At 68.5% G+C, this 18,187-nt stretch carries 19 protein-coding genes; 12 read left to right on the forward strand and 7 right to left on the reverse strand.

All coding sequences use genetic code 11. The features are described 5' to 3' along the window. Window positions 1-7: 7 nt before the first annotated feature. Window positions 8-751 carry an MBL fold metallo-hydrolase gene (locus HPO96_RS27600; RefSeq protein ID WP_171677251.1) on the forward strand — a complete coding sequence of 248 codons (744 nt, stop codon included), beginning with the start codon at window positions 8-10 and terminating at the stop codon, window positions 749-751. Here HPO96_RS27600 and zwf read toward each other — a convergent pair. Beyond that, window positions 748-2,244: a glucose-6-phosphate dehydrogenase gene (gene zwf / locus HPO96_RS27605; protein ID WP_171677252.1), complete on the reverse strand. Its 1,497-nt coding sequence runs from the start codon at window positions 2,242-2,244 to the stop codon at window positions 748-750. The genes HPO96_RS27600 and zwf overlap by 4 nt on opposite strands. Window positions 2,245-2,328: 84 nt before the next feature. Between zwf and HPO96_RS27610 the strand changes: the two genes are divergently transcribed. Genes HPO96_RS27610 through HPO96_RS27620 form a run of 3 tightly spaced genes read left to right on the forward strand, consistent with a single transcriptional unit; the run spans window position 2,329 to window position 4,448 of the window. Further along, window positions 2,329-2,667 (forward strand): YciI family protein, encoded by a 339-nt coding sequence (locus HPO96_RS27610; RefSeq protein ID WP_171677253.1) that lies wholly within the window; start codon window positions 2,329-2,331, stop codon window positions 2,665-2,667. Beyond that, window positions 2,664-3,839 carry a sigma-70 family RNA polymerase sigma factor gene (locus tag HPO96_RS27615; protein WP_171677254.1) on the forward strand — a complete coding sequence of 392 codons (1,176 nt, stop codon included), beginning with the start codon at window positions 2,664-2,666 and terminating at the stop codon, window positions 3,837-3,839. Before HPO96_RS27610 ends, HPO96_RS27615 begins: the two co-directional genes overlap by 4 nt. Before the next feature lie 18 nt (window positions 3,840-3,857). Next, window positions 3,858-4,448: a maleylpyruvate isomerase family mycothiol-dependent enzyme gene (locus HPO96_RS27620; protein WP_171677255.1), complete on the forward strand. Its 591-nt coding sequence runs from the start codon at window positions 3,858-3,860 to the stop codon at window positions 4,446-4,448. Here the strand turns inward: HPO96_RS27620 and HPO96_RS27625 are convergent. Continuing rightward, window positions 4,411-6,012 (reverse strand): serine hydrolase, encoded by a 1,602-nt coding sequence (locus tag HPO96_RS27625; RefSeq protein WP_202886462.1) that lies wholly within the window; start codon window positions 6,010-6,012, stop codon window positions 4,411-4,413. The genes HPO96_RS27620 and HPO96_RS27625 overlap by 38 nt on opposite strands. 76 nt (window positions 6,013-6,088) lie before the next feature. On the opposite strand from HPO96_RS27625, the gene HPO96_RS27630 reads away from it, so the two are divergent. From HPO96_RS27630 to HPO96_RS27640, 3 genes are read left to right on the forward strand one after another with little or no spacing between them, the layout of a single operon-like run. Next, window positions 6,089-6,622, forward strand: coding sequence for a helix-turn-helix domain-containing protein (locus HPO96_RS27630; RefSeq protein WP_171677256.1), 534 nt, complete (start codon window positions 6,089-6,091; stop codon window positions 6,620-6,622). Between the two features lie 48 nt (window positions 6,623-6,670). Next, window positions 6,671-8,080: an MFS transporter gene (locus tag HPO96_RS27635; RefSeq protein ID WP_238355547.1), complete on the forward strand. Its 1,410-nt coding sequence runs from the start codon at window positions 6,671-6,673 to the stop codon at window positions 8,078-8,080. Between the two features lie 10 nt (window positions 8,081-8,090). Next, window positions 8,091-8,711 (forward strand): TMEM175 family protein, encoded by a 621-nt coding sequence (locus tag HPO96_RS27640; RefSeq protein WP_171677257.1) that lies wholly within the window; start codon window positions 8,091-8,093, stop codon window positions 8,709-8,711. On the opposite strand, the gene HPO96_RS27645 is transcribed toward HPO96_RS27640, so the two are convergent. The 3 genes from HPO96_RS27645 to HPO96_RS27655 form a co-directional block, all read right to left on the reverse strand. Further along, on the reverse strand, window positions 8,630-10,210 hold the full coding sequence (locus HPO96_RS27645; RefSeq protein WP_171677258.1) for a carboxylesterase/lipase family protein: 1,581 nt from the start codon (window positions 10,208-10,210) through the stop codon (window positions 8,630-8,632). The genes HPO96_RS27640 and HPO96_RS27645 overlap by 82 nt on opposite strands. A 70-nt stretch (window positions 10,211-10,280) precedes the next feature. After that, window positions 10,281-11,036 (reverse strand): precorrin-6A synthase (deacetylating), encoded by a 756-nt coding sequence (gene cobF / locus HPO96_RS27650; protein ID WP_171677259.1) that lies wholly within the window; start codon window positions 11,034-11,036, stop codon window positions 10,281-10,283. Window positions 11,037-11,067: 31 nt separating this feature from the next. Beyond that, entirely contained in the window at window positions 11,068-11,544 is a 477-nt protein-coding gene (locus HPO96_RS27655; protein WP_171677260.1) for a MarR family winged helix-turn-helix transcriptional regulator, read from the reverse strand. An 86-nt stretch (window positions 11,545-11,630) separates the two neighbouring features. Between HPO96_RS27655 and HPO96_RS27660 the strand changes: the two genes are divergently transcribed. The 5 genes from HPO96_RS27660 (at window position 11,631) to HPO96_RS27680 (ending at window position 16,649) form a co-directional block, all read left to right on the forward strand. Next, window positions 11,631-12,728 carry a precorrin-3B synthase gene (locus HPO96_RS27660; RefSeq protein ID WP_171677261.1) on the forward strand — a complete coding sequence of 366 codons (1,098 nt, stop codon included), beginning with the start codon at window positions 11,631-11,633 and terminating at the stop codon, window positions 12,726-12,728. Further along, complete coding sequence (locus HPO96_RS27665) at window positions 12,722-13,357, forward strand: precorrin-8X methylmutase (protein ID WP_171677262.1); 636 nt, start codon at window positions 12,722-12,724, stop codon at window positions 13,355-13,357. Before HPO96_RS27660 ends, HPO96_RS27665 begins: the two co-directional genes overlap by 7 nt. Next, window positions 13,354-14,850: a precorrin-2 C(20)-methyltransferase gene (locus HPO96_RS27670; protein WP_171677263.1), complete on the forward strand. Its 1,497-nt coding sequence runs from the start codon at window positions 13,354-13,356 to the stop codon at window positions 14,848-14,850. The genes HPO96_RS27665 and HPO96_RS27670 overlap by 4 nt, the downstream gene beginning before the upstream one ends. Window positions 14,851-14,929: 79 nt before the next feature. Next, window positions 14,930-15,514: a hypothetical protein gene (locus HPO96_RS27675; protein WP_238355548.1), complete on the forward strand. Its 585-nt coding sequence runs from the start codon at window positions 14,930-14,932 to the stop codon at window positions 15,512-15,514. 67 nt (window positions 15,515-15,581) lie between these two features. Next, a complete protein-coding gene (locus HPO96_RS27680; protein ID WP_171677264.1) occupies window positions 15,582-16,649 on the forward strand; it encodes an FAD-dependent oxidoreductase in 1,068 nt (355 codons plus the stop codon). Here the strand turns inward: HPO96_RS27680 and HPO96_RS27685 are convergent. Together HPO96_RS27685 and HPO96_RS27690 are read right to left on the reverse strand one after the other, a co-directional pair. After that, entirely contained in the window at window positions 16,636-17,730 is a 1,095-nt protein-coding gene (locus HPO96_RS27685; protein ID WP_337796843.1) for an ArsR/SmtB family transcription factor, read from the reverse strand. The genes HPO96_RS27680 and HPO96_RS27685 overlap by 14 nt on opposite strands. Next, a complete protein-coding gene (locus HPO96_RS27690) occupies window positions 17,694-18,167 on the reverse strand; it encodes a GyrI-like domain-containing protein (RefSeq protein ID WP_171677265.1) in 474 nt (157 codons plus the stop codon). The genes HPO96_RS27685 and HPO96_RS27690 overlap by 37 nt, the downstream gene beginning before the upstream one ends. Window positions 18,168-18,187 lie beyond the last annotated feature (20 nt).

Below are 18,187 nucleotides of genomic sequence, written 5' to 3' on the forward strand. Positions count from 1 at the left end.
TGTAGCCGTGAACTACAGCGAGCTGGTCGAGGTGGCGGACGGGGTCTTCTTCGTCCAGGGCGCGGCAGTCAACTGGGTCCTCATCCGCGAGGGTGCGGACCTCACGCTGATCGACGGCGGCTACCCGGGTGACGTCACCGCGGTCGAGGAGTCGATCCGCGCGATCGGCCGCCGTCCCGAGGACGTGCGCGCCATTCTGCTGACACATGCGCACGTCGACCACATGGGCTCGGTGAACCCGTTCCACGAGCGCTACGGGACGCCTGCGTACGCCGACCCGGCGGAAGTGGCGCATGCGCATCGGGAGTTCCTGGACCAGCTCGCACCGATAAAGTTGGTCGCCAACCTGTGGCGGCCCGGCGTCCTGCCCTGGGCCGTCAACATCGTCCGCAACGGCGCGATGCAGGATGTCGCAGCTCCGCACGTCCAGGCCTTCCCGGACGCCGGTGCGCTGGATCTGCCCGGCAAACCGGTGCCGGTCCCGACACACGGCCACACCGCTGGGCACACGGCGTACTACGTCCCGGCGGCCGGTGTCGTGATCACCGGCGACGCACTGGTCACCGGGCACAAAATCGTGTCCACACAGGGCCCACAGCTGATCCCGTACCTGTTCCAGCACGGCGACCCGGCTGACCTCGTCGCCGCCGTCCAGCCGCTAGCGGAGCTGGAGGCGGACGTCATCCTCCCCGGGCACGGCGGTGTCCACCGCGGCCCAGTGCGGGACGCGGTGGCCGCAGTACACGTCTAGGACTTCTTCTCGCGCCACTCGCGTTCGAACGGCAGGCGCCAGGCCCGCGGCGCGATCAGCTGGTGGATCGCGTTCGGGCCCCAGGTGCCGGGCTGGTAGGGCTTGACGGGCGGCGGGTCCTCCAGGAGGAGGGCAGAGCGATCCCAGAGCGACTCGATACCTTCGGCGGTCGTGAACAGTGTGTGATCGCCGCGCATCGCATCCAGGATCAGCCGCTCGTAGGCCTCCAGCACGTCGCCGGCGCTCTTGGTCTCCTGGGTGGAGAACTGCATCGAGAGCTTCTCCAGCCGCATCCCCGGGCCGGGGCGCTTGCCGTAGAAGGACAGCGACACCCGCGACGAGTCGGCCAGGTCGAAGGTCAGGTGGTCCGGCCCTTCGGAGCCGACGCCCGAGCCGACGCCGAACATCGTCCGCGGCGCCTCCTTGAAGGCGATCGAGATGATCCGCTGGCCCTGCGCCATCCGCTTGCCGGTGCGCAGGAAGAACGGCACCCCCGCCCAGCGCCAGTTGTCGATCTCGACCTTGAGCGCGATGAAGGTCTCGGTGTCGGAGTCCGGCGCGACGCCGTCCTCGGCGCGGTAGCCGGCGTACTGACCGCGGACGACGTCGGTCGGCTGGATCGGCAGCATCGAGCGGAAGACCTTGTTCTTCTCCTCGGAGATGGCCCGCGGCTCGAGCGCGGTCGGCGGCTCCATCGCGACGAACGACATCACCTGCATCAGGTGCGTGACGACCATATCCTTGAAGGCGCCGGTCGGCTCGTAGAAGGTGGCCCGCTGGTCCAGGCCGAGCTCCTCGGGGATGTCGATCTGCACGTGGTCGATGAAGTTGCGGTTCCAGATCGGCTCGAACAGGCCGTTGGCGAAGCGGAACGCGAGGATGTTCAGCGCCGCCTCCTTGCCGAGGAAGTGGTCGATCCGGAAGACCTGCGCCTCGTCGAACGTCTCGTGCACGAAGTCGTTCAGCTTGATCGCGCTGGCCAGGTCGTCGCCGAACGGTTTCTCCATCACCACCCGCGCCCGCTCGACCAGCTTGGCGTCGCGCAGCATCGCGATCACCGCCTGCGCGGCCTTCGGCGGCACCGACAGGTAGTGCAACCGGCAGACGCCCGCGCCGAGCAGCTCCTCGGCGCGATGCACCGTCTCGGCCAGCGCCTCCGCACCAGCCGACACCGACACGTAGTCGAGCCGGCTCGCGAACTGGGCCCACTCCTCGTCGCTCATCCGGTGCGTGCCGTAGGTCTCGACGGCCTGCTTGGCGCGCTCGCGGAACTCGTCGGCGGTCAGATCCTCCGTGGCGGACCCGATGATGCGCACGTCCGGCGCGAACTTCGACTGCTGCAGGTACGCCAGCCCGGGCAGCAGCTTCCGTTTGGCCAGGTCGCCCGTCGCGCCGAACAGCACGATCACATGCGGCGCCAGCGGCTCCGGATCCCGCCGCGACGGCCGCGATCCGGGCGACGGATAGGCGATGGTCTGGGTACGGTCAGGCATAAAGGCAGTGTAGGTCGTGTCTGTTTCCGATCAGGTGGTTCGTCGGTGAACTGTAAAGGCCAGAAAGAACCTCGGAGGACGACTGTGAAATACCTGTTGCTGATCGCCGGCGACGAGAGCGCGGAAGCGCATGCCAACGACGGCTGCGACGGCTGGTCGGAGGAGATGATCGCCCGCGGTGTGATCGAGGGCGGTGCCGGACTGCACCCGCCGACCGAGGCGACCACCGTCCGCGTCCGCGACAACGAGCTCCTCCTGACGGATGGCCCGTACGCGGAAACGAAGGAGCAGGTAGGCGGCTTCGTGCTGATCGACTGCGCGGATCTGGATGAGGCGATCGAGATCGCCGCCAAGCACCCCGCGGCCGGGTACGGCACGATCGAGATCCGGCCGATCCTGGAGTTGCCGCCGGGGGTCATGTGACGTACGCCGAGGTCTTCCGGGCGGAGTGGGGTCAGGTGGTCGCCACTCTGATCCGGGTGACCGGTGACTGGGAGCTGGCGGAGGAGTGCGCCCAGGAGGCGTGCGCGGCCGCTCTGGAGCGGTGGCCGCGTGACGGCATACCGGCCAAGCCTGGCGCGTGGCTGACCACAGTGGCGCGCAATCGGGCCATTGACTGGCTACGCCGCGAGGCGGTCGGGGCCGCGAAGCTTCAGGAGGCTGCCGTGCTGACGCAGGAGCCGGCACCGGCGTACGACGTCCAGGACGACCGGCTGCGGCTGATCTTCACCTGCTGTCATCCTGCGCTGGCGATGGAGGCCCGCGTTGCACTGACGCTGCGGACGCTGGCCGGTCTAAGTACGGCGGAGATCGCGAAGGCGTTCCTGGTCGGCGAAACGACGATGTCGAAACGGCTGACCCGAGCCAAGCAGAAGATCCGGCACGCCGGTATTCCGTACCGCGTTCCGCCTGCACACCTGTTACCGGAACGCACACCTGCCGTACTCGCGGTGTTGTATCTGCTCTTCAACGAGGGGTACTCCGATGTGGTCCGGAGCAACCTGAGCACGGAGGCCATTCGGCTGGCCCGCCTGCTCGTGCAGCTGATGCCCGACGAGCCAGAAGCCGCCGGGTTGCTCGCGCTGATGCTCTTCCACGACGCCCGCCGCGAAACGCGGCTGGCTGCCGACGGCGCGCTCATCACCCTCGACGAACAGGACCGGACGCGCTGGGACGGCGTACTGATCACCGAAGCCGAGGCACTGCTCGATCGGACGCTGCAGCTTGGGCGGCCCGGCCCATACCAGGTTCAAGCCGCCATTGCGGCCTGTCACGCGACCGCACGGACTGCAACAGACACGGACTGGCCGCAGATCGCCGCCCTGTACGCGCGACTCCCCCAGACTCCAGTGGTGGCGTTGAACCGGGTCGTCGCGATCGGCATGGCTGACGGCCCGGCTGTCGGTCTTCAGCTCCTCGAACAGCTCAGCACCGACTATTACCTGCTCCCTGCAGTCCGCGCGGACTTCCTCCGCCGGTTGAGCCGTCGGGGCGAGGCCGCCGCGGCGTACCGGGAAGCTCTCGAGCTGGCCACTACCGACGGCGACCGGAAGTACCTGGCGAAACGGCTGGCCGAGGTGTCTGTTCCGAGCTGACCCGTTCGTCGGTGGGGTATGACGGATATTCAAACGACCATCGCAGCGGAGCGGACCGACCTGCTCAACCTGCTGACTGCCCTGCCCGCAGCGGACTGGGACAGCCCCAGCCTCTGCGCAGGCTGGCGCGTTCGCGAAGTCGTAGCCCACATCACGATGGCCTACCGCTACTCGGGACCACGTGTGCTGTTGGGGATGGCGAAGGCCGGGGGTAGTTTCAACCGGTTCGCTGATCGTGCGGCGCGTGCTGATGCTGCGGCGATGAGTACTGCCGATCTACTCGACTGTCTGCGCAGCAACGTCGACAACGTCTGGAAGCCACCGGGCGGGCGCTATGAGGACGCACTGGCCCATGACGTGATCCACGGGCTCGACATCACTGTTGCGCTGGGCATCGACCGGCAGGTACCGCTCGACCGGCTGCGGCCGATCCTCGAGGGATTGCGGCCGAAACAGGCGAAGTACTTCGGTGTCGACCTGTCCAACACCGCGCTGCGCGCTTCGGACCTGGAGTGGTCCTACGGTGCCGGCGAGGTCGTCACCGGCACCGCTCAGGACTTGGTGCTGCTGATCAGCGGACGGGCCGCGTCAGCTGCGGCAGCTTCGTGAGGTCCCTGCGTACGCCGCTGGAGCGACGGGCTGCGGTCTCACGGCGGAACAGACGGCCGCCGAAGCGCAGGAACTCCACCTGGCTGTTGGAGCCGCGAACGAAGTTGGCACGGCCGATCAGGTCCGTACCGTCCGGCAGGAACTGCTTGACGTAGTCATGCCGGTAGAAGCCCAGCTTCAGCGCGACCTCACCTTCGAACTTGGCGGCGAGCTGCCCCTTGTCGGCCACCAGCTCGAAGCCGAACTCCTCGTACTGGCCGTTGATTCCGATGCTGCCGCTCACGTACGTCCCCTCGTACTGCGCGAGCCGGTGCGGCGCTATGTCTCGTACGACGGCCCGCTGGTTGCTCACGCCCGCGAACTCGCGCAGCGCCCAGTCGTCGACACACAACTGGCTCACCAGGTCGGGACCACTCTCGGAGTTCGTCAGCACCGTGATGGCGAAGTCGCGCTTGGGCACGAGCAGGAAGCCGGAGTGGTGCCCGGTCCAGTCGCCGCCGTGCTGCACGACGATCGGGCCTTCCGCGGTCGGCCGCAGCATCCAGCCGATGCCTGCGCCGTTCAGCTCGACGAACAGCGTGCCGCCCGGGCCGGGGTTGGACTGCATCGCCAGACGGGACCTGTCCCGCAGCAGCTGCGGCAGTGCGCGGTGGCCGAGGTGATAGCGCGCGTAGCGCAGCTGGTCGCGCGCGCTGGAGATCAGACCGCCGAACGAGTTCAGCGTGCGCGGCATCTGGTCGTACGCCGGTACGGCCACCACCTTGCCGTCAACGAAGTCGTGCCCGGTGGCCACGCTCTGCCCGGCCAGCTCGCTGTAGAAGAAGCGGCTGTGGTCCAGTCCGAGCGGGTCGATGACCAGCTCGCGCGCAGCCGCTTCGTACGTCTTCCCGGTGACGACCTCGATGATCCGGCCGGCCACTCCGATCGCTGCGTTGTTGTACGAGAAGATCTTGCCCAGCGGCGTCACCTGCGGCAGGTCGGCGAGGCTGGCGACGTACTGGGCCAGTGCGTCGTCACCTGCGCCCTTGTCGGTGAAGTCGTCGCCCAGCCACCCGGCCGAGTGGTTCAGCAGCTGCCGGACGGTGACCCGCCCGCCAACGGACGGGTCGGCGGTCCGGAAGTCTGGCAGGTACCTGCGGACCGGGTGGTCGAGATTGATCTTGCCGCGCTCGACCAGCCGCATGATGGCCGTCGCCGTGAAGGTCTTCGACGTCGAGCCGACCCGGAACGCCGTGTCCCCGGTCACCGGCGACGGGTTGTCGACATTCGTGACTCCGAAGCCGCGGACGTACTCCCGGCCGCGGTACCAGACGCCCAGCCCGACACCGGGGATCGCGGAGGCTGCCATCGCCGCCTCGACCTTGTCGAACAAGCGGCCGATCGCGGCCGGCTCGCGTCCGGACGCCGGCCGCGCGGCTCCGGTGGGCAACGTCGTCGGCGCCGCCGTGGCCTGGGTGGCGGTCAGGGCGGCGACCGGCACCGCGGCGGCCGCCGCGGCGAGTACGGTCCGCCGGGACGGACCTGTGGATCGAGCCGGACTATCGGGCTGCGAGTGAGCTGACACGGCAGTCTCCTGGATCAGTAGGCTTTGATGCCACCAAAGATATTATTTCCAGACTTGGAAACAATCGGGGTAGACCATGACCGAACCCTCAACTCCGCTCGCCGACCTGCTGCTGCACCCGGTGCGCTGGCGGATCACTCAGCGCGCGCTCGGCCGCGAGGTGACCACCACCGACCTCAAGGCGGAGCTGCCCGACATCCCCGTCACGACGCTCTACCGGCACGTGGCCGCGCTGATCGAGGGCGGCGTCCTGACGGTCGTCCGGGAACGGAAGATCCGCGGCACGACCGAGCGCACCCTCACCCTCGATCAGGCCACCGGCGGCCGGCTGAGCGACGCCGAGGCGCGCGCGATGAGCCCCGACCAGCATCGCCAGGCCTTCCTGTTGCTGCTGACCGCACTGGCGGCCGACTTCGACCGCATGCTCGCCCGCGGCGACCTCGCGGACCACATCCACCAGCTCAGCTACAGCCAGCTCGCCCTGTACGTCGACGACGACGATCTCACCGAACTGCGGAACCGGATTCTGGCCGCCTTCCGCCCCTATCTCGACGAACAGCCCGGCAAACAGCGCGTCACCTGGTCGCTGTTCTCACTCCCCGATACATAGGTCACTAGAAGATCGTCTGTTATCGAACTATCTGTTATGGTCACATCCATGACGACGACCGATGCGGTACCGGCGACCGGGCGGATGCAGGCCCTGGTCGTGTTGTGCGTGATGCAGCTGATGATCATCCTCGACGGGACCGTGGTGACGGTTGCGTTGCCGACGATGCAGCAGGAGCTGGGCTTCTCGGACGCCGGGCTGGCGTGGGTGATGAACTCGTACTTGATCGCCTTCGCCGGGCTGCTCCTGCTCGCCGGGCGGCTGGGTGACCTGGTCGGCGGCCGGCAGGTGTTCATCGCCGGGCTGGGTCTGTTCACCGCCGCGTCACTGCTGTGCGGGGTTGCCGGTAGCGCCGAGCTGCTGATCGCCGGGCGGTTTCTGCAGGGCGTAGGCGGCGCACTGGCCTCGGCAGTCATCCTCGGGATGATCGTCGGCCTCTTCCCGGCACCTGGAGAGCAGGCGCGGGCCATGGGCATCTACAGCTTCACCTCGGCCAGCGGCGCCTCGATCGGGCTCATCTTCGGCGGTGTGATCACTGAGACCGTCGGCTGGCAGTGGGCGTTCTTGATCAACGTGCCGATCGGTCTGGCCGCAGTCGGCTTCGCACTGCGCTTGCTGCGTCGTCAGCCCGGTCTCGGGCTCGGCAAGGGCGCCGACGTCCTCGGAGCCGTGCTGGTCACCGCTGGGCTGTCTGTCGCGGTCTACACGATCGTTCAGCTCGCCGAGCCGCACACCAAGCTGCCACGCACGCTGGTGCTGACCGCGGTCGCCGTCGTGTTGCTGACGGCGTTCGTACTCCGCCAGGCCCGCGCGGCCAACCCCCTCTTGTCGCTACGCGTCTTCCGCAGCCGTCAGGTGACAGTCGCGAACGTGGTGGTCATGTTGCTGTTCGCCGCCGGTTTCGGCTTCCAGTTCACCACTGCGCTCTATCTGCAGCGGGTACTCGGCTACGACTCGCTGTCGACCGGCCTCGCCTTTCTACCAGCCCCAATCCTCAACGCGGTCATGTCGCTGTCGCTCGGGCCACGCCTGACTGTCCGGTTCGGTGCGCACCGCGTGCTGGTTGGCGGCATGGCTGCCTTCGCGCTGGCGCTGCTGTGGTTGAGCCAGGCCCCAGTGGACGGCACGTACGTCGTCAATGTCGCACCGGTGCTCGCAGTGATGGGCGCGGGGGTCGGTGTCGCCATTCCGGCCGCAATCATGCTCGCTATGTCCGAGGCGTCCGCCGGCGAGACCGGTCTGCTCTCCGGCGTCACCAACACGGCACAGCAAGCCGGGGCCGCGGTCGGCACCGCAATACTGGCGACGCTGGCCGCGGCGACCACGTCCGATCGACTGTCGGCCGGCGCGGGTGATCTGCCGGCGCTGCGCGACGGGTACGGCGTCGCGTGGATCTCGGCGGCCGGATTCGTTACGGCGGGCCTGCTGCTGACGGTGACGCTGCTCCGCCGGAGTTAGTCTGTCGGCCGTGAGTAGAACACGGAACCCGGACCGGCTGATCCTGTTCACCGACGCCGTCGTGGCGATCGCGATCACGCTGCTGATCCTGCCGCTGGTCGAGGTCGTCACCGAGTCCCGGGCCGAGGGGCTGACGGCGCTCGAGGTGATCACCGACCACAAGCCGCAGATCTTCTCGTTCCTGCTCAGCTTCGCCGTGATCGCGAACTTCTGGCTGGCGCATCATCGGGTCTTCGAGCACGTCCGCGCGTACAACCCGGTGATCCTGCGGGTGAACCTGCTGTGGCTGCTCGCGATCGTCATCCTGCCGTTCCCGACCGAGATCGTCGGCGCCTACAAGGCCGACCAGTTCACCGCCGGCTTCTACGCCGGAGCGATCCTGTTGCTCAGCTCCTGTCAAACCGCACTCGCCTGGTTGATCAAAGGCCACCGCGAGCTCGAGAACCCGGAGGACCCGGTCAGCACGCGTGAGCTGCGAAACAGCATCGTGCTGACCGGGCTGACCCTGCTCGCCTTCCTGCTGGCGGCATTCGTGCCGGGTGTGACCTTCTACGCGTTGCTGCTGCTTCTGCTGTCACCCGTGCTGATGCGGGTGCTCGACCGAGTGAGCCCGGTCCAGAAGTCGCAGTGATGCTCCTGACTCAGGTCAACCGGCCGGATACCGGTCTGGTCGGTCGGAGCCAGTGAGAGGCCTTTCGGTGCGCTCGGCAACCACTGTGGGCGGCCGGGGCCGTTCGGATCACCAGTGCGGGCGAACGCCGTCCAGTAGTCGATCATCTGGTCGGACAGGCGTTGCTGCGTCGCCGTGAGCGGGAAGTCCAGACCACCGAGGCGGAACAGGTACGGCAACTCGACTGCGTGCGCTGCGCCCTGACCGGGCTGGCTGAGCGGCGAGTGCTGGTCGGCGAACTCGTACGCGTACACCGGCACCTTGCGCGCCGCCTGCCTGCTGCTGGCAACCTGAGTGCACGACCAGATCCGGTCCGTGGTGACTGCCGCCCAGGCAGCAGCCGGTGACTCGTACCGGTCGAGTGGGTACTCCCGCAGCACCTTCGCCGCCTGCTTGGCACCGACCATGTCGGTAACCAGCTTCGGGTAGTCCTTGATCTCCCCGAACGCTGCCAGCCACGGAGTCGCCTCATTCTGGTTGTTCCCCGAGATCATCGGCACCCGGTGGAACAGCCCGGCCCGTAACGCCTTCGCAGGACTCAACGGCAGTACGGCGCCGCCGTACCCGCTCTGAGTGAACTGCTTGGTCTCAGCAAGCAGTACGTCGGACTTCGTCGCGCGGAGGCAGTCAAGGGTGGATTGGCCGGGTTTGCAGGCCAGCTCAGGTCGCTTGGCGGCCGCCCACTCCTTACCGTCGGTCTCGACTTGCCGAACCGGATGCCAGAAGGAGTCGGCCGCCTGACCCGGGTACTGGCTGTTGGCCGGCCAGTCGAAGGCACACGAGCCGCTCTGCATGACCGCCTTGCTGAACAGGCCTGCCGAGGCCGGTGCGGTCAGTTGCGCGCAGACACTCATGCCACCGGCAGACTCCCCCGCGATCGTCACGTTGCGCGGGTCACCGCCGAAGGCGCGCGCATTGCGCTGCACCCAGCGCAGTGCGGCCTGCTGATCCTGCAGTCCGAAGGTGCCGGAACCAGGCAGGCCCGGGTAGCCGAAGAAGCCGTAGATGCCCAGCCGGTAGTTCACTGTGACCACGACGACGTCGCCGCGGCTGGCCAGCTTGGACGCCTCGTAGCTGTTACCGGCCCCCTCGAAGAAGCCGCCGCCGGGGAACCAGACGAACACTGCGCGGGGTTTGGCCGACTGCGCTGCCGGTGTGGTGACGTTGAGGTACAGACAGTCCTCGTCACTGGATCCCTTGGGCACTTCCGAGTTTGGTTGCTGTGGCCACGGGTTGCCGAGCTTCGACGCACGGACGCCGTCCCACGGCCGCACCGGCTGCGGAGCCTGCCACCGGAGATGTCCGACCGGCGGAGCGGCATACGGGATGCCGTCGTAAACGCGGGCCTGGCCAACGGTTTTGGCCTGCACCTGACCGGCGTCCGTCTGTACGACGTCCGGGCGTGGGGCGCTTCCGGGGATCAGCAACGGCAGTACTGCGAATGCTGTCAGGATCTTCATACCCAACAGCCTCGGCCGGTCCGGTCCGCCACAGCTTCGGCCGGACGGTCAGGCCACCACCACCTTTGGTCTAACTACGACGCCGCAACAGGTAGGTGTCCATGATCCAGCCCTTGCGGTCGCGCGCCTCGGCCCGAGCCTTCTCGATCTCCGGTGCGACCTCACTGACCGGCCCGGCGATCAGAAGCTCGTCCGGCGTCCCGAGGTAGGCGCCCCAATAGATGTCGGCATCCTGGTCGGTGTGTGCGCTGAAAGCGGTCTGCGCGTCCAGCATGACGACGACGTCGTCCACACCGTCCGGCCAGGCCTGAGCCAACCGGCGTCCGGTGGTGATCTGGACCGGGCGGCCGACCTGGTTCAGCGGGATCCGATGCCGGGCGGCGAGCGTCGAGACGCTGCTGATGCCTGGAATGACCTCTACCGCGAAGGACTGCGCACCGCGGGCCAGGATGTCGTCGAGGATCGCCAGCGTGCTGTCGTAGAGCGACGGGTCGCCCCACACCAGGAAAGCGCCGACCTCGTCCGCACCGAGGTTCGCCGCGATCAGCTCCGCGCAAACGTCGGCCCGGCGCCGCCGCCAGTCATCGACCGCCTCGACGTACGCCGACGTCGTCCGGTCCCGCTCGGGGTCGCGGCCGACCACTACCCGATGCTGACCGCTGGCGTGCCGGCTCAGGATCTCCGTCCGCAGGTCGACCAGCTCCTGCTTGACGTCGCCTTTGTCGAGGACGAAGAACACATCTGCCCGGCCGAGCGCCTTGACGGCCTGCAGCGTGACCTGGTCCGGATCACCGGCCCCGATCCCGATCACCACGATCTCCCGCATGCGCGGCAGCCTATGTCACCGGGCCGCGGAGTCAGCCGGCCCGCTGCCGCCCACGGCGTACGGGCTGCGCCTCGACCGGCGTGGCCAGGTGGCCGTCGACGAGCGTCTCGAGCGCGGCCACGAACGGGCCTTGCTGGTCTGCAGTGAGGGCCGCCAGCGTCTCCCGGTGCACGCGGTCGACGATCGCCTGCCCCTCCCGCGCCAGCTTCGCACCGGCTTCGGTCACCGAGACGATCCGGGCCCGCCGGTCGGTGGCCGAGGGCTTGCGCTCGGCGTACCCCGCCTTCTCCAGCGCGTCGACGGTGACCACCATCGTGGTCTTGTCCAGGTACGACAGCTCAGCGAGCTGGATCTGCGTCCGCTCCGCTTCCAGCGCATGGCCGAGCACGCACTGCATCCGTGTGGTCAACCCGATCTCGGCCAGTGCGGCATGTAGCTGAGTCTCCAGGACATGCCCTGCGTGGTTCAGGTAGCCGGTGAGATCAGGAACCGCTCGCGTACTCGCCATCTTTCGAGGATAGCGCGGGATCATCCCGCACCGGATCATCCCGCGTCAGATCATCGCCCCCCGCGCGCTGGACGTAGCATCGGCGTGTGGCGAGGACCGAGAGCGACCGGTGCCCGGGTGTACTGGCAGTGCACCAGGCGGCTGACGGCGGCTTGGCTCGGGTTCGCGTGCCCGGGGGGTTGCTCAGTGTCACGCAGCTTGAGGTACTGCGGCTGGCGAGCGCTGAGCTCGGCGACGGCCGTCTGGAGCTGACGTCGCGCGGAAACCTCCAGATCCGCGCGCTGCGACCGGACGGCCCACGCGAGCTCTCGGACCGGTTGTTTGCCGCTGGCCTACTACCGTCGCTGGAGCACGAGCGAGTCCGCAACATCCTCGCTTCACCGTTGTCCGGGCTGGACGGCCGGTACGACGTACTTCCGGTGGCTCAGGCGTTGGACCAGGCGCTGTGTGCCCGGCCTGAACTGGCCGCGCTCCCCGGCCGATTCCTGTTCGCAGTGGACGACGGACGCGGTGACCTGACCCAGGTCGGCGCTGACGTGCTGCTGCAGGCCGTTGACGACTCCGAAGCCTTGTTGTGCATCGGCGCGCTCAGCGCGCGCGTGACCTGGGAGAACGCGGTTGACGCGCTGCTGGCAGCGGCGGCAGCGTTTCTTCAGGTTCGGGACGCACAGGAGTGGCGGATCGCTGAGGTCGCCGACGGCGCGCAGCGCATCTTCGAGCGGCTCGGGCTGCGGCCTGGTAGCGAACAGCCGGTCGTCGGACTCCCGGTCACGGCTGGTGCGCATGGGAGCGCGCTGGCAGTGACCGTCCCGCTCGGCTCACTGACCCAGGAACAGGCAGTAACGCTGACCGAGCACGCTGCGTGGATTCGGGTCACGCCCTGGCGTTCTGTCGTGATCCCAACGGTCGGAGTGGAGCCGTTGACGGCTGTCGGGTTGGTCACAACCGCTGAATCGCCGTGGAATGCTGTGACAGCGTGTGCGGGCCGCCCTGGGTGCGCCAAGGCGCTGGCCGACGTACGGGCCGATGCGCGGCGCATGCTGCCGCGGCTGCCCCGGGACGGACGCCGAGTGCATTGGTCGGGTTGTGAGCGCCGGTGCGGCAAGCCGGTCGGCGACTTCGTCGACGTACTTGCTGTGGGCAACGGATATCTGGTCGACGGGGAACCGAGGGAGAAGTGGTGAGCGGGTTCGAGTACGTGCGCGACGGCGCGGAGATCTACCGGCAGTCGTTCGCGACCATCCGGGCCGAGGCTGCGCTCGGCGACCTGCCGGCCGACGTCGCGCAGATCGCCGTCCGGATGATCCACGCCTGCGGCATGACCGATCTGGTCGCCGACCTGGCCTGGTCGGACGGCGTGGTCAAGAACGCCCGCGCAGCCCTCCAAGGCGGTGCACCGATCCTGTGCGACGCCCAGATGGTGGCGGCCGGCATCACCCGGCGCCGGCTGCCCGCGGACAACCAGGTGATCTGCACTCTCAGCGCACCGGGCGTGCCGGAGCTGGCGCAACAGCTCGAAACCACGCGCAGCGCCGCCGCTGTCGACCTGTGGCTCGACCACCTGGCTGGAGCGGTCGTTGCAGTAGGCAACGCGCCGACAACGCTGTTCCGGTTGCTGGAGCTGATCGCAGCGGGCGCACCGCGACCGGCGGCAGTGCTGGGCATTCCGGTCGGGTTCATTGGTGCTGCCGAGTCCAAAGCGGCGCTGGCGGCCAACACCCTCGGTCTGGAGTACCTGGTGGTCCGAGGCCGCCGGGGCGGCAGTGCGATCACCGCGGCCGCCGTGAACGCGATTGCGAGTGAAGAAGAGTGACTGGACAGCTGTGGGGTGTAGGGCTCGGACCAGGCGACCCGGAGCTCGTCACGGTCAAGGCCGCCCGGCTGATCGGCGCTGCGGACGTGATCGCGTTCCACAGCGCGCGGCACGGCCGGAGCATCGCGCGCTCGGTCGCGGCGCCCTACCTGCGGGACGGGCAGATCGAGGAGCACCTGGTCTACCCGCTGACTACCGAGACCACTGACCACCCCGGCGGCTATCAGGGCGCCATGGACGACTTCTACGCCGAGTGCGCCGCCCGGCTCGCTGCACACCTCGATGCCGGCCGCGACGTCGTCGTCCTGGCTGAAGGCGACCCGTTGTTCTACGGGTCCTATATGCACATGCACAAGCGGTTGGCCGATCGCTACCCCTGTGAGGTCGTTCCGGGCGTGACGTCGGTGAGTGCGGCGGCCGCCGTACTTGGACGGCCGCTGTGTGAGCGTGACGAGGTGCTGACCGTGCTGCCGGGAACGCTGCCGCCGGATGTGCTGGCTGAGCGGCTTCGGAACACGGACGCCGCTGCAGTCATGAAGCTGGGCCGGACATTCGCCAACGTCCGCGAGGCCTTCGAGCTGGCCGGCCGCGCCGATGAGGCCTGGTACGTCGAACGCGCAACCACCGCGACGCAGCGGACTGCTCCGCTGACAGATGTCGATCCGGACGACGTTCCGTACTTCTCACTCGCGTTGCTGCCCAGCCCGATCAACAACACCCACACCGCACCGGCTGTCACAGCGGCCGTTGAGGGCTCGGTGACGGTCGTCGGGCTCGGCCCGGCCGGGCCGGAGTGGATGACGCCGGAGGTGCGCGCCGCGATCGCCGGTGCAGACGATCTGATCGGCTACGGCCCGTACGTCGATCGTCTGCCGGACCGGGCCCGACAGCGCAAGCACGGGTCGGACAACCGGGTGGAATCCGAGCGGGCCGCGTTTGCGCTCGACTTGGCCCGCAAGGGGTCCAGGGTCGTCGTAGTGTCGTCCGGTGACCCGGGTGTGTTCGCAATGGCCAGTGCGGTGACGGAGGTCGCCTCGGAGCCGGAGTACGCGGACATCGCCGTACAGGTGCTTCCTGGAATGACTGCGGCGCAGGCGGTGGCCAGTCGGGTCGGTGCGCCGCTGGGGCACGACTTCTGTGTGCTGTCACTGTCGGACCGGCTCAAGCCGTGGGAGGTGATCGCGCAGCGGCTGAGCGCGGCCGCCGCGGCGGATCTGGCAATCGCGATCTACAACCCGGCTTCGAAGACCCGCACCTGGCAGGTCGCTGCAACGCGTGACCTGCTGTTGGCGCACCGTTCTGCCGACACACCGGTCGTTGTCGGGCGTGACGTCGGCGGTACGCGCGAAACGGTGACCGTGACGACGCTTGGCGAGCTGGACCCGGCAACTGTGGACATGCGGTGTCTCTTGCTGATCGGCTCGTCGCAGACGCGGACGGTTGCGCGTCCGGCCGGGCCGCTGGTCTTCACGCCACGTCGCTATCCAGGTTAAATCTGTCGCGCTCACGGTGTCAGGTCGACCACAGGCGGGTACTGGTCGCGGGGAAGCTGACCTGTGAGGAGATCGGACGATGAGCAACGTCACGACCGTTCCGGAGCGACCGATCGTCGCAACGGACACGGAGCCGGCAACCGACAACGAGCTGTTGGTCTACCGAGGGTTCAAGTTCGGTGCAGCCTTCTTCGGCTGGCTGATCGCTATCGCGATGGGTGTGCTGCTGTCCGCTGCTGTGTCCGCAGTGGCCGCCCTGACCGCGGAGATTCTCGACTACCGCCGCGGTGACGCCGCTGCGCAGCCCGCCGCCGCTGGGATCACCGCAGCCACCATGGCGATCGTCGTCATGGGTGTGGCCTTCTACAGCGGCGGATACGTCGCTGGGCGGCTGGCCCGTTTCGACGGCGCGCGCAACGGCTTCGGCGTCTGGATGGTCGCCCTGCTGGTGCTGGTGCTCGCGGCCGGCGCCGGTGCGCTGCTGAACAGTCAGTACGACTGGCTGAGCGACGTACGCCGTCCTGACATCGCACTGTCCACCGAGGCGATGACGACCGGCGGTGTGCTGGCCACTGCGGCGATGTTGGTCGTGACACTGCTGACCGCGGTCATCGGCGGTAAGGCCGGTCAGCGCTACCACGACAAGATCGACCGCCTGCTCTGAACCTCTGCCCCTGAGCTGAGGCGCCCACCGCGGGAAGAGGTTCGGGGCGGGCGGCGTTGTGCCTGACATGCTCGACGTCGTGGTGATCGGAGCCGGCCAGGCTGGGCTGTCGGCCGCCTACCACCTGGTGCGGATGGGTTTCGCGCCGTACGACGAGGTCGTCGTGCTGGACCGGAACGCCGCACCAGGTGGCGCGTGGCAGCACCGCTGGGACTCGCTGACCATGCACGACGTCCACGGCATCGCGAACCTGCCGGGCACGTCGGTGCCGGAGTCCGCGGACTCCGAGCGGGCCAACGTGTTCGTACCGTCGTACTTCGCCGAGTACGAGAAGCGGTTCGAACTGCCAGTACTGCGGCCGGTGGCGGTCGAGAGCGTGCAACGGATCGACGGTGGCTTCGAAGTCCGCACCGACGGTACGACGTACCAGACCGCGGCGATCGTGAACGCAACCGGGACGTGGGACCGGCCGTTCATCCCCTGGTACCCGGGCATCGAGACCTTCGCCGGGCGCCAGCTGCACACCGCGGACTACCGCGGCGCAGCTGAGCTGGCAGGCCAGGAGGTGCTCGTGGTCGGCGGCGGTGCGTCCGCCGTCCAGCTCCTGGCCGAAATCTCCGCCGTAGCATCGACCACCTGGGTAACGCGCCGCCCGCCGGAGTGGCACCACGACGAGGAGTTCACCCCCGAGCTGGGCCGCAAGATCATCGCCAAGGTCGAAGAACGCGTCAGCGCCGGCCTCCCGCCACGCAGCGTCGTCAGCGTCACCGGCCTTCGCCTGCGCCCCCAAGAACAACCCGCCTGGGACCGAGGCGTCTACACCCGCCACCCCATGTTCGCCCGCCTCACCCCCGACGGCCCCACCTGGTCCGACGGCCGCCACCAACACATCGACACCATCCTCTGGGCCACCGGCTTCCGCGCCGACCTCGCCCACCTCACCCCCCTCCACCTCCGCGAACCCTCCGGCGGCATCCGCATGACCTCCACCGCCACCACCCTCGACCCCCGCATCCACCTCATCGGCTACGGCCCCTCCGCCTCCACCATCGGCGCCAACCGAGCCGGCTTCACCGCCGCCCGCACCCTCCGCACCCTCCTGAAACCCCGGACCGGTGTGGTCAGCGGAGGATGAGGGTGAGGAGGTGGGGGCCTAGGGAGTGGAGGGCTGGTTCGTTGAGGTGGTAGGTGACGAAGCGGCCTTGGCGTTCGGCGGTGACGAGGCCGGCTCGGGTGAGGGCTTTGAGGTGGCGGGTTACCTGGGTGGGGTGGAGGTTCCAGAGGGCGGCTATTTCGCCGGCGGTGCGGGGTTCGCTGGCTACGGCGCGGCAGACCTGGAGGCGGTCGGGGGCGGCTAGGGCTTCGAGGCGGGCGCGGAGCTGGGCGGCGGTGGGGACGGCGGGGCCGCGGCCCGTGGCGGGGTAGATGAGGGTGAGGGGCTGGCCGGGGATCTCGCCGAGGAAGAGGTGCGGGGCGATGTGGTTGCTGGGGACGAGGAGCAGAGAGCGGTCGGCCAGGTCGATGCGCTTGTTCTGAACCTTTTGGACGACGGCGCTGTCGTTGTCGCGGATGTCGATGGAGCTGTCGAGTGAGGCCAGCATCGGCAGGACTCCGTCGCGGACGGCGAGGTCGCGGTCTTGGCGACCGCGGGCGGCCAGGGCGTCGCGTGACTCGGCCCAGACCTCGTGGAACCACGTCGTCCAGCACGAATCGAGCAGGTCGAGGAAACGGCGTACGGGCTCGTCAGGCGCGTCGAGCAGCGCGGTGACCAGCCCGAAGACCTCTGGGCCGCGGCTGCGCGACCAGTGCCGGACGGCGTCCGTGTCGACCTCGCGGCTGCTCAGCGGCCGCCCCCGCAGCGGCCGGACCAGCTCCGCGGCCAGCTCGGCCGCCGGCCGCGCACGCAACGCACCCAGCTCCTCCTGCCAAGCCGGTACGCCGGTCGCCGTGCTGGTCACGAAGAACCGCGCCCGAACCGCACGTACCGTCCACGTCCACTGCGCGAGCTCCTCCCGCAGCGAAACAGGCAGGGGTACGCCGGACGCCCACTCAACCCGGTCGTGGTGTCGCGGCGCAGCCAACACATGCAGCGCGCAACCGAGCTCGATCAACGGCGACGCGACATGCCGGATGCGCTCTGGCGCCAGCCGACCGGCCCCGGCGAGAACAGTAGGCAGAGTCAGTCCTTCAGCTTGAACTGCAGCTCGGTGTCCCAGTCCGCCATGCTCGGCACCTCACGCGGGTCCGACTTGTAGATCTCCAGCCGGGACACCCACTTGTCGCCCTCGGCATCCCATTCGATGCCCTCCTGCTCACCCCAGGCCAGCAGATCGCGAGTGGCCGCCATCAGGCCGTCCGGATGACCGTGGTGCTCGACGCTCGCATACCGCCCAGCCGGCAGCACGCCGGTGACGATCTCCCCCTCACCGCTGTGGACGTCGTCGACCGGGAACCCGATCTCCAGCACGAGCCCGGCCGCCATGTCGACCACCTCGTACCGGAAGAACGGCGCGTCGTTCGGCGCGATCTCCCGCGCCGCCAGCCACCCGATCACCTCGTGCATCCGATCCGCGAACGCCGAGATCTCGTCCATCCGGACCGTCCCGCGCAACGCGACATACGGCCGTTCGGCCACCTCGATGATCTCCGGCATCCCACGACCTCCCACTCGGC

The sequence above is a fragment of the Kribbella sandramycini genome, assembly GCF_013131805.1.
In the GTDB taxonomy this organism is placed as follows: Bacteria; Actinomycetota; Actinomycetes; order Propionibacteriales; family Kribbellaceae; genus Kribbella; species Kribbella sandramycini.

Bases quoted from the DNA above. Each gene is read 5' to 3' on its own strand.
- cobF (WP_171677259.1), bottom strand. From the start codon at position 11,036: ATGCGGGAGATCGTGGTGATCGGGATCGGGGCCGGTGATCCGGACCAG.
- HPO96_RS27675 (WP_238355548.1), top strand. From the start codon at position 14,930: ATGAGCAACGTCACGACCGTTCCGGAGCGACCGATCGTCGCAACGGAC.
- HPO96_RS27655 (WP_171677260.1), bottom strand. From the start codon at position 11,544: ATGGCGAGTACGCGAGCGGTTCCTGATCTCACCGGCTACCTGAACCAC.
- HPO96_RS27680 (WP_171677264.1), top strand. From the start codon at position 15,582: ATGCTCGACGTCGTGGTGATCGGAGCCGGCCAGGCTGGGCTGTCGGCC.
- zwf (WP_171677252.1), bottom strand. From the start codon at position 2,244: ATGCCTGACCGTACCCAGACCATCGCCTATCCGTCGCCCGGATCGCGG.
- HPO96_RS27620 (WP_171677255.1), top strand. From the start codon at position 3,858: ATGACGGATATTCAAACGACCATCGCAGCGGAGCGGACCGACCTGCTC.
- HPO96_RS27645 (WP_171677258.1), bottom strand. From the start codon at position 10,210: ATGAAGATCCTGACAGCATTCGCAGTACTGCCGTTGCTGATCCCCGGA.
- HPO96_RS27630 (WP_171677256.1), top strand. From the start codon at position 6,089: ATGACCGAACCCTCAACTCCGCTCGCCGACCTGCTGCTGCACCCGGTG.
- HPO96_RS27690 (WP_171677265.1), bottom strand. From the start codon at position 18,167: ATGCCGGAGATCATCGAGGTGGCCGAACGGCCGTATGTCGCGTTGCGC.
- HPO96_RS27635 (WP_238355547.1), top strand. From the start codon at position 6,671: ATGACGACGACCGATGCGGTACCGGCGACCGGGCGGATGCAGGCCCTG.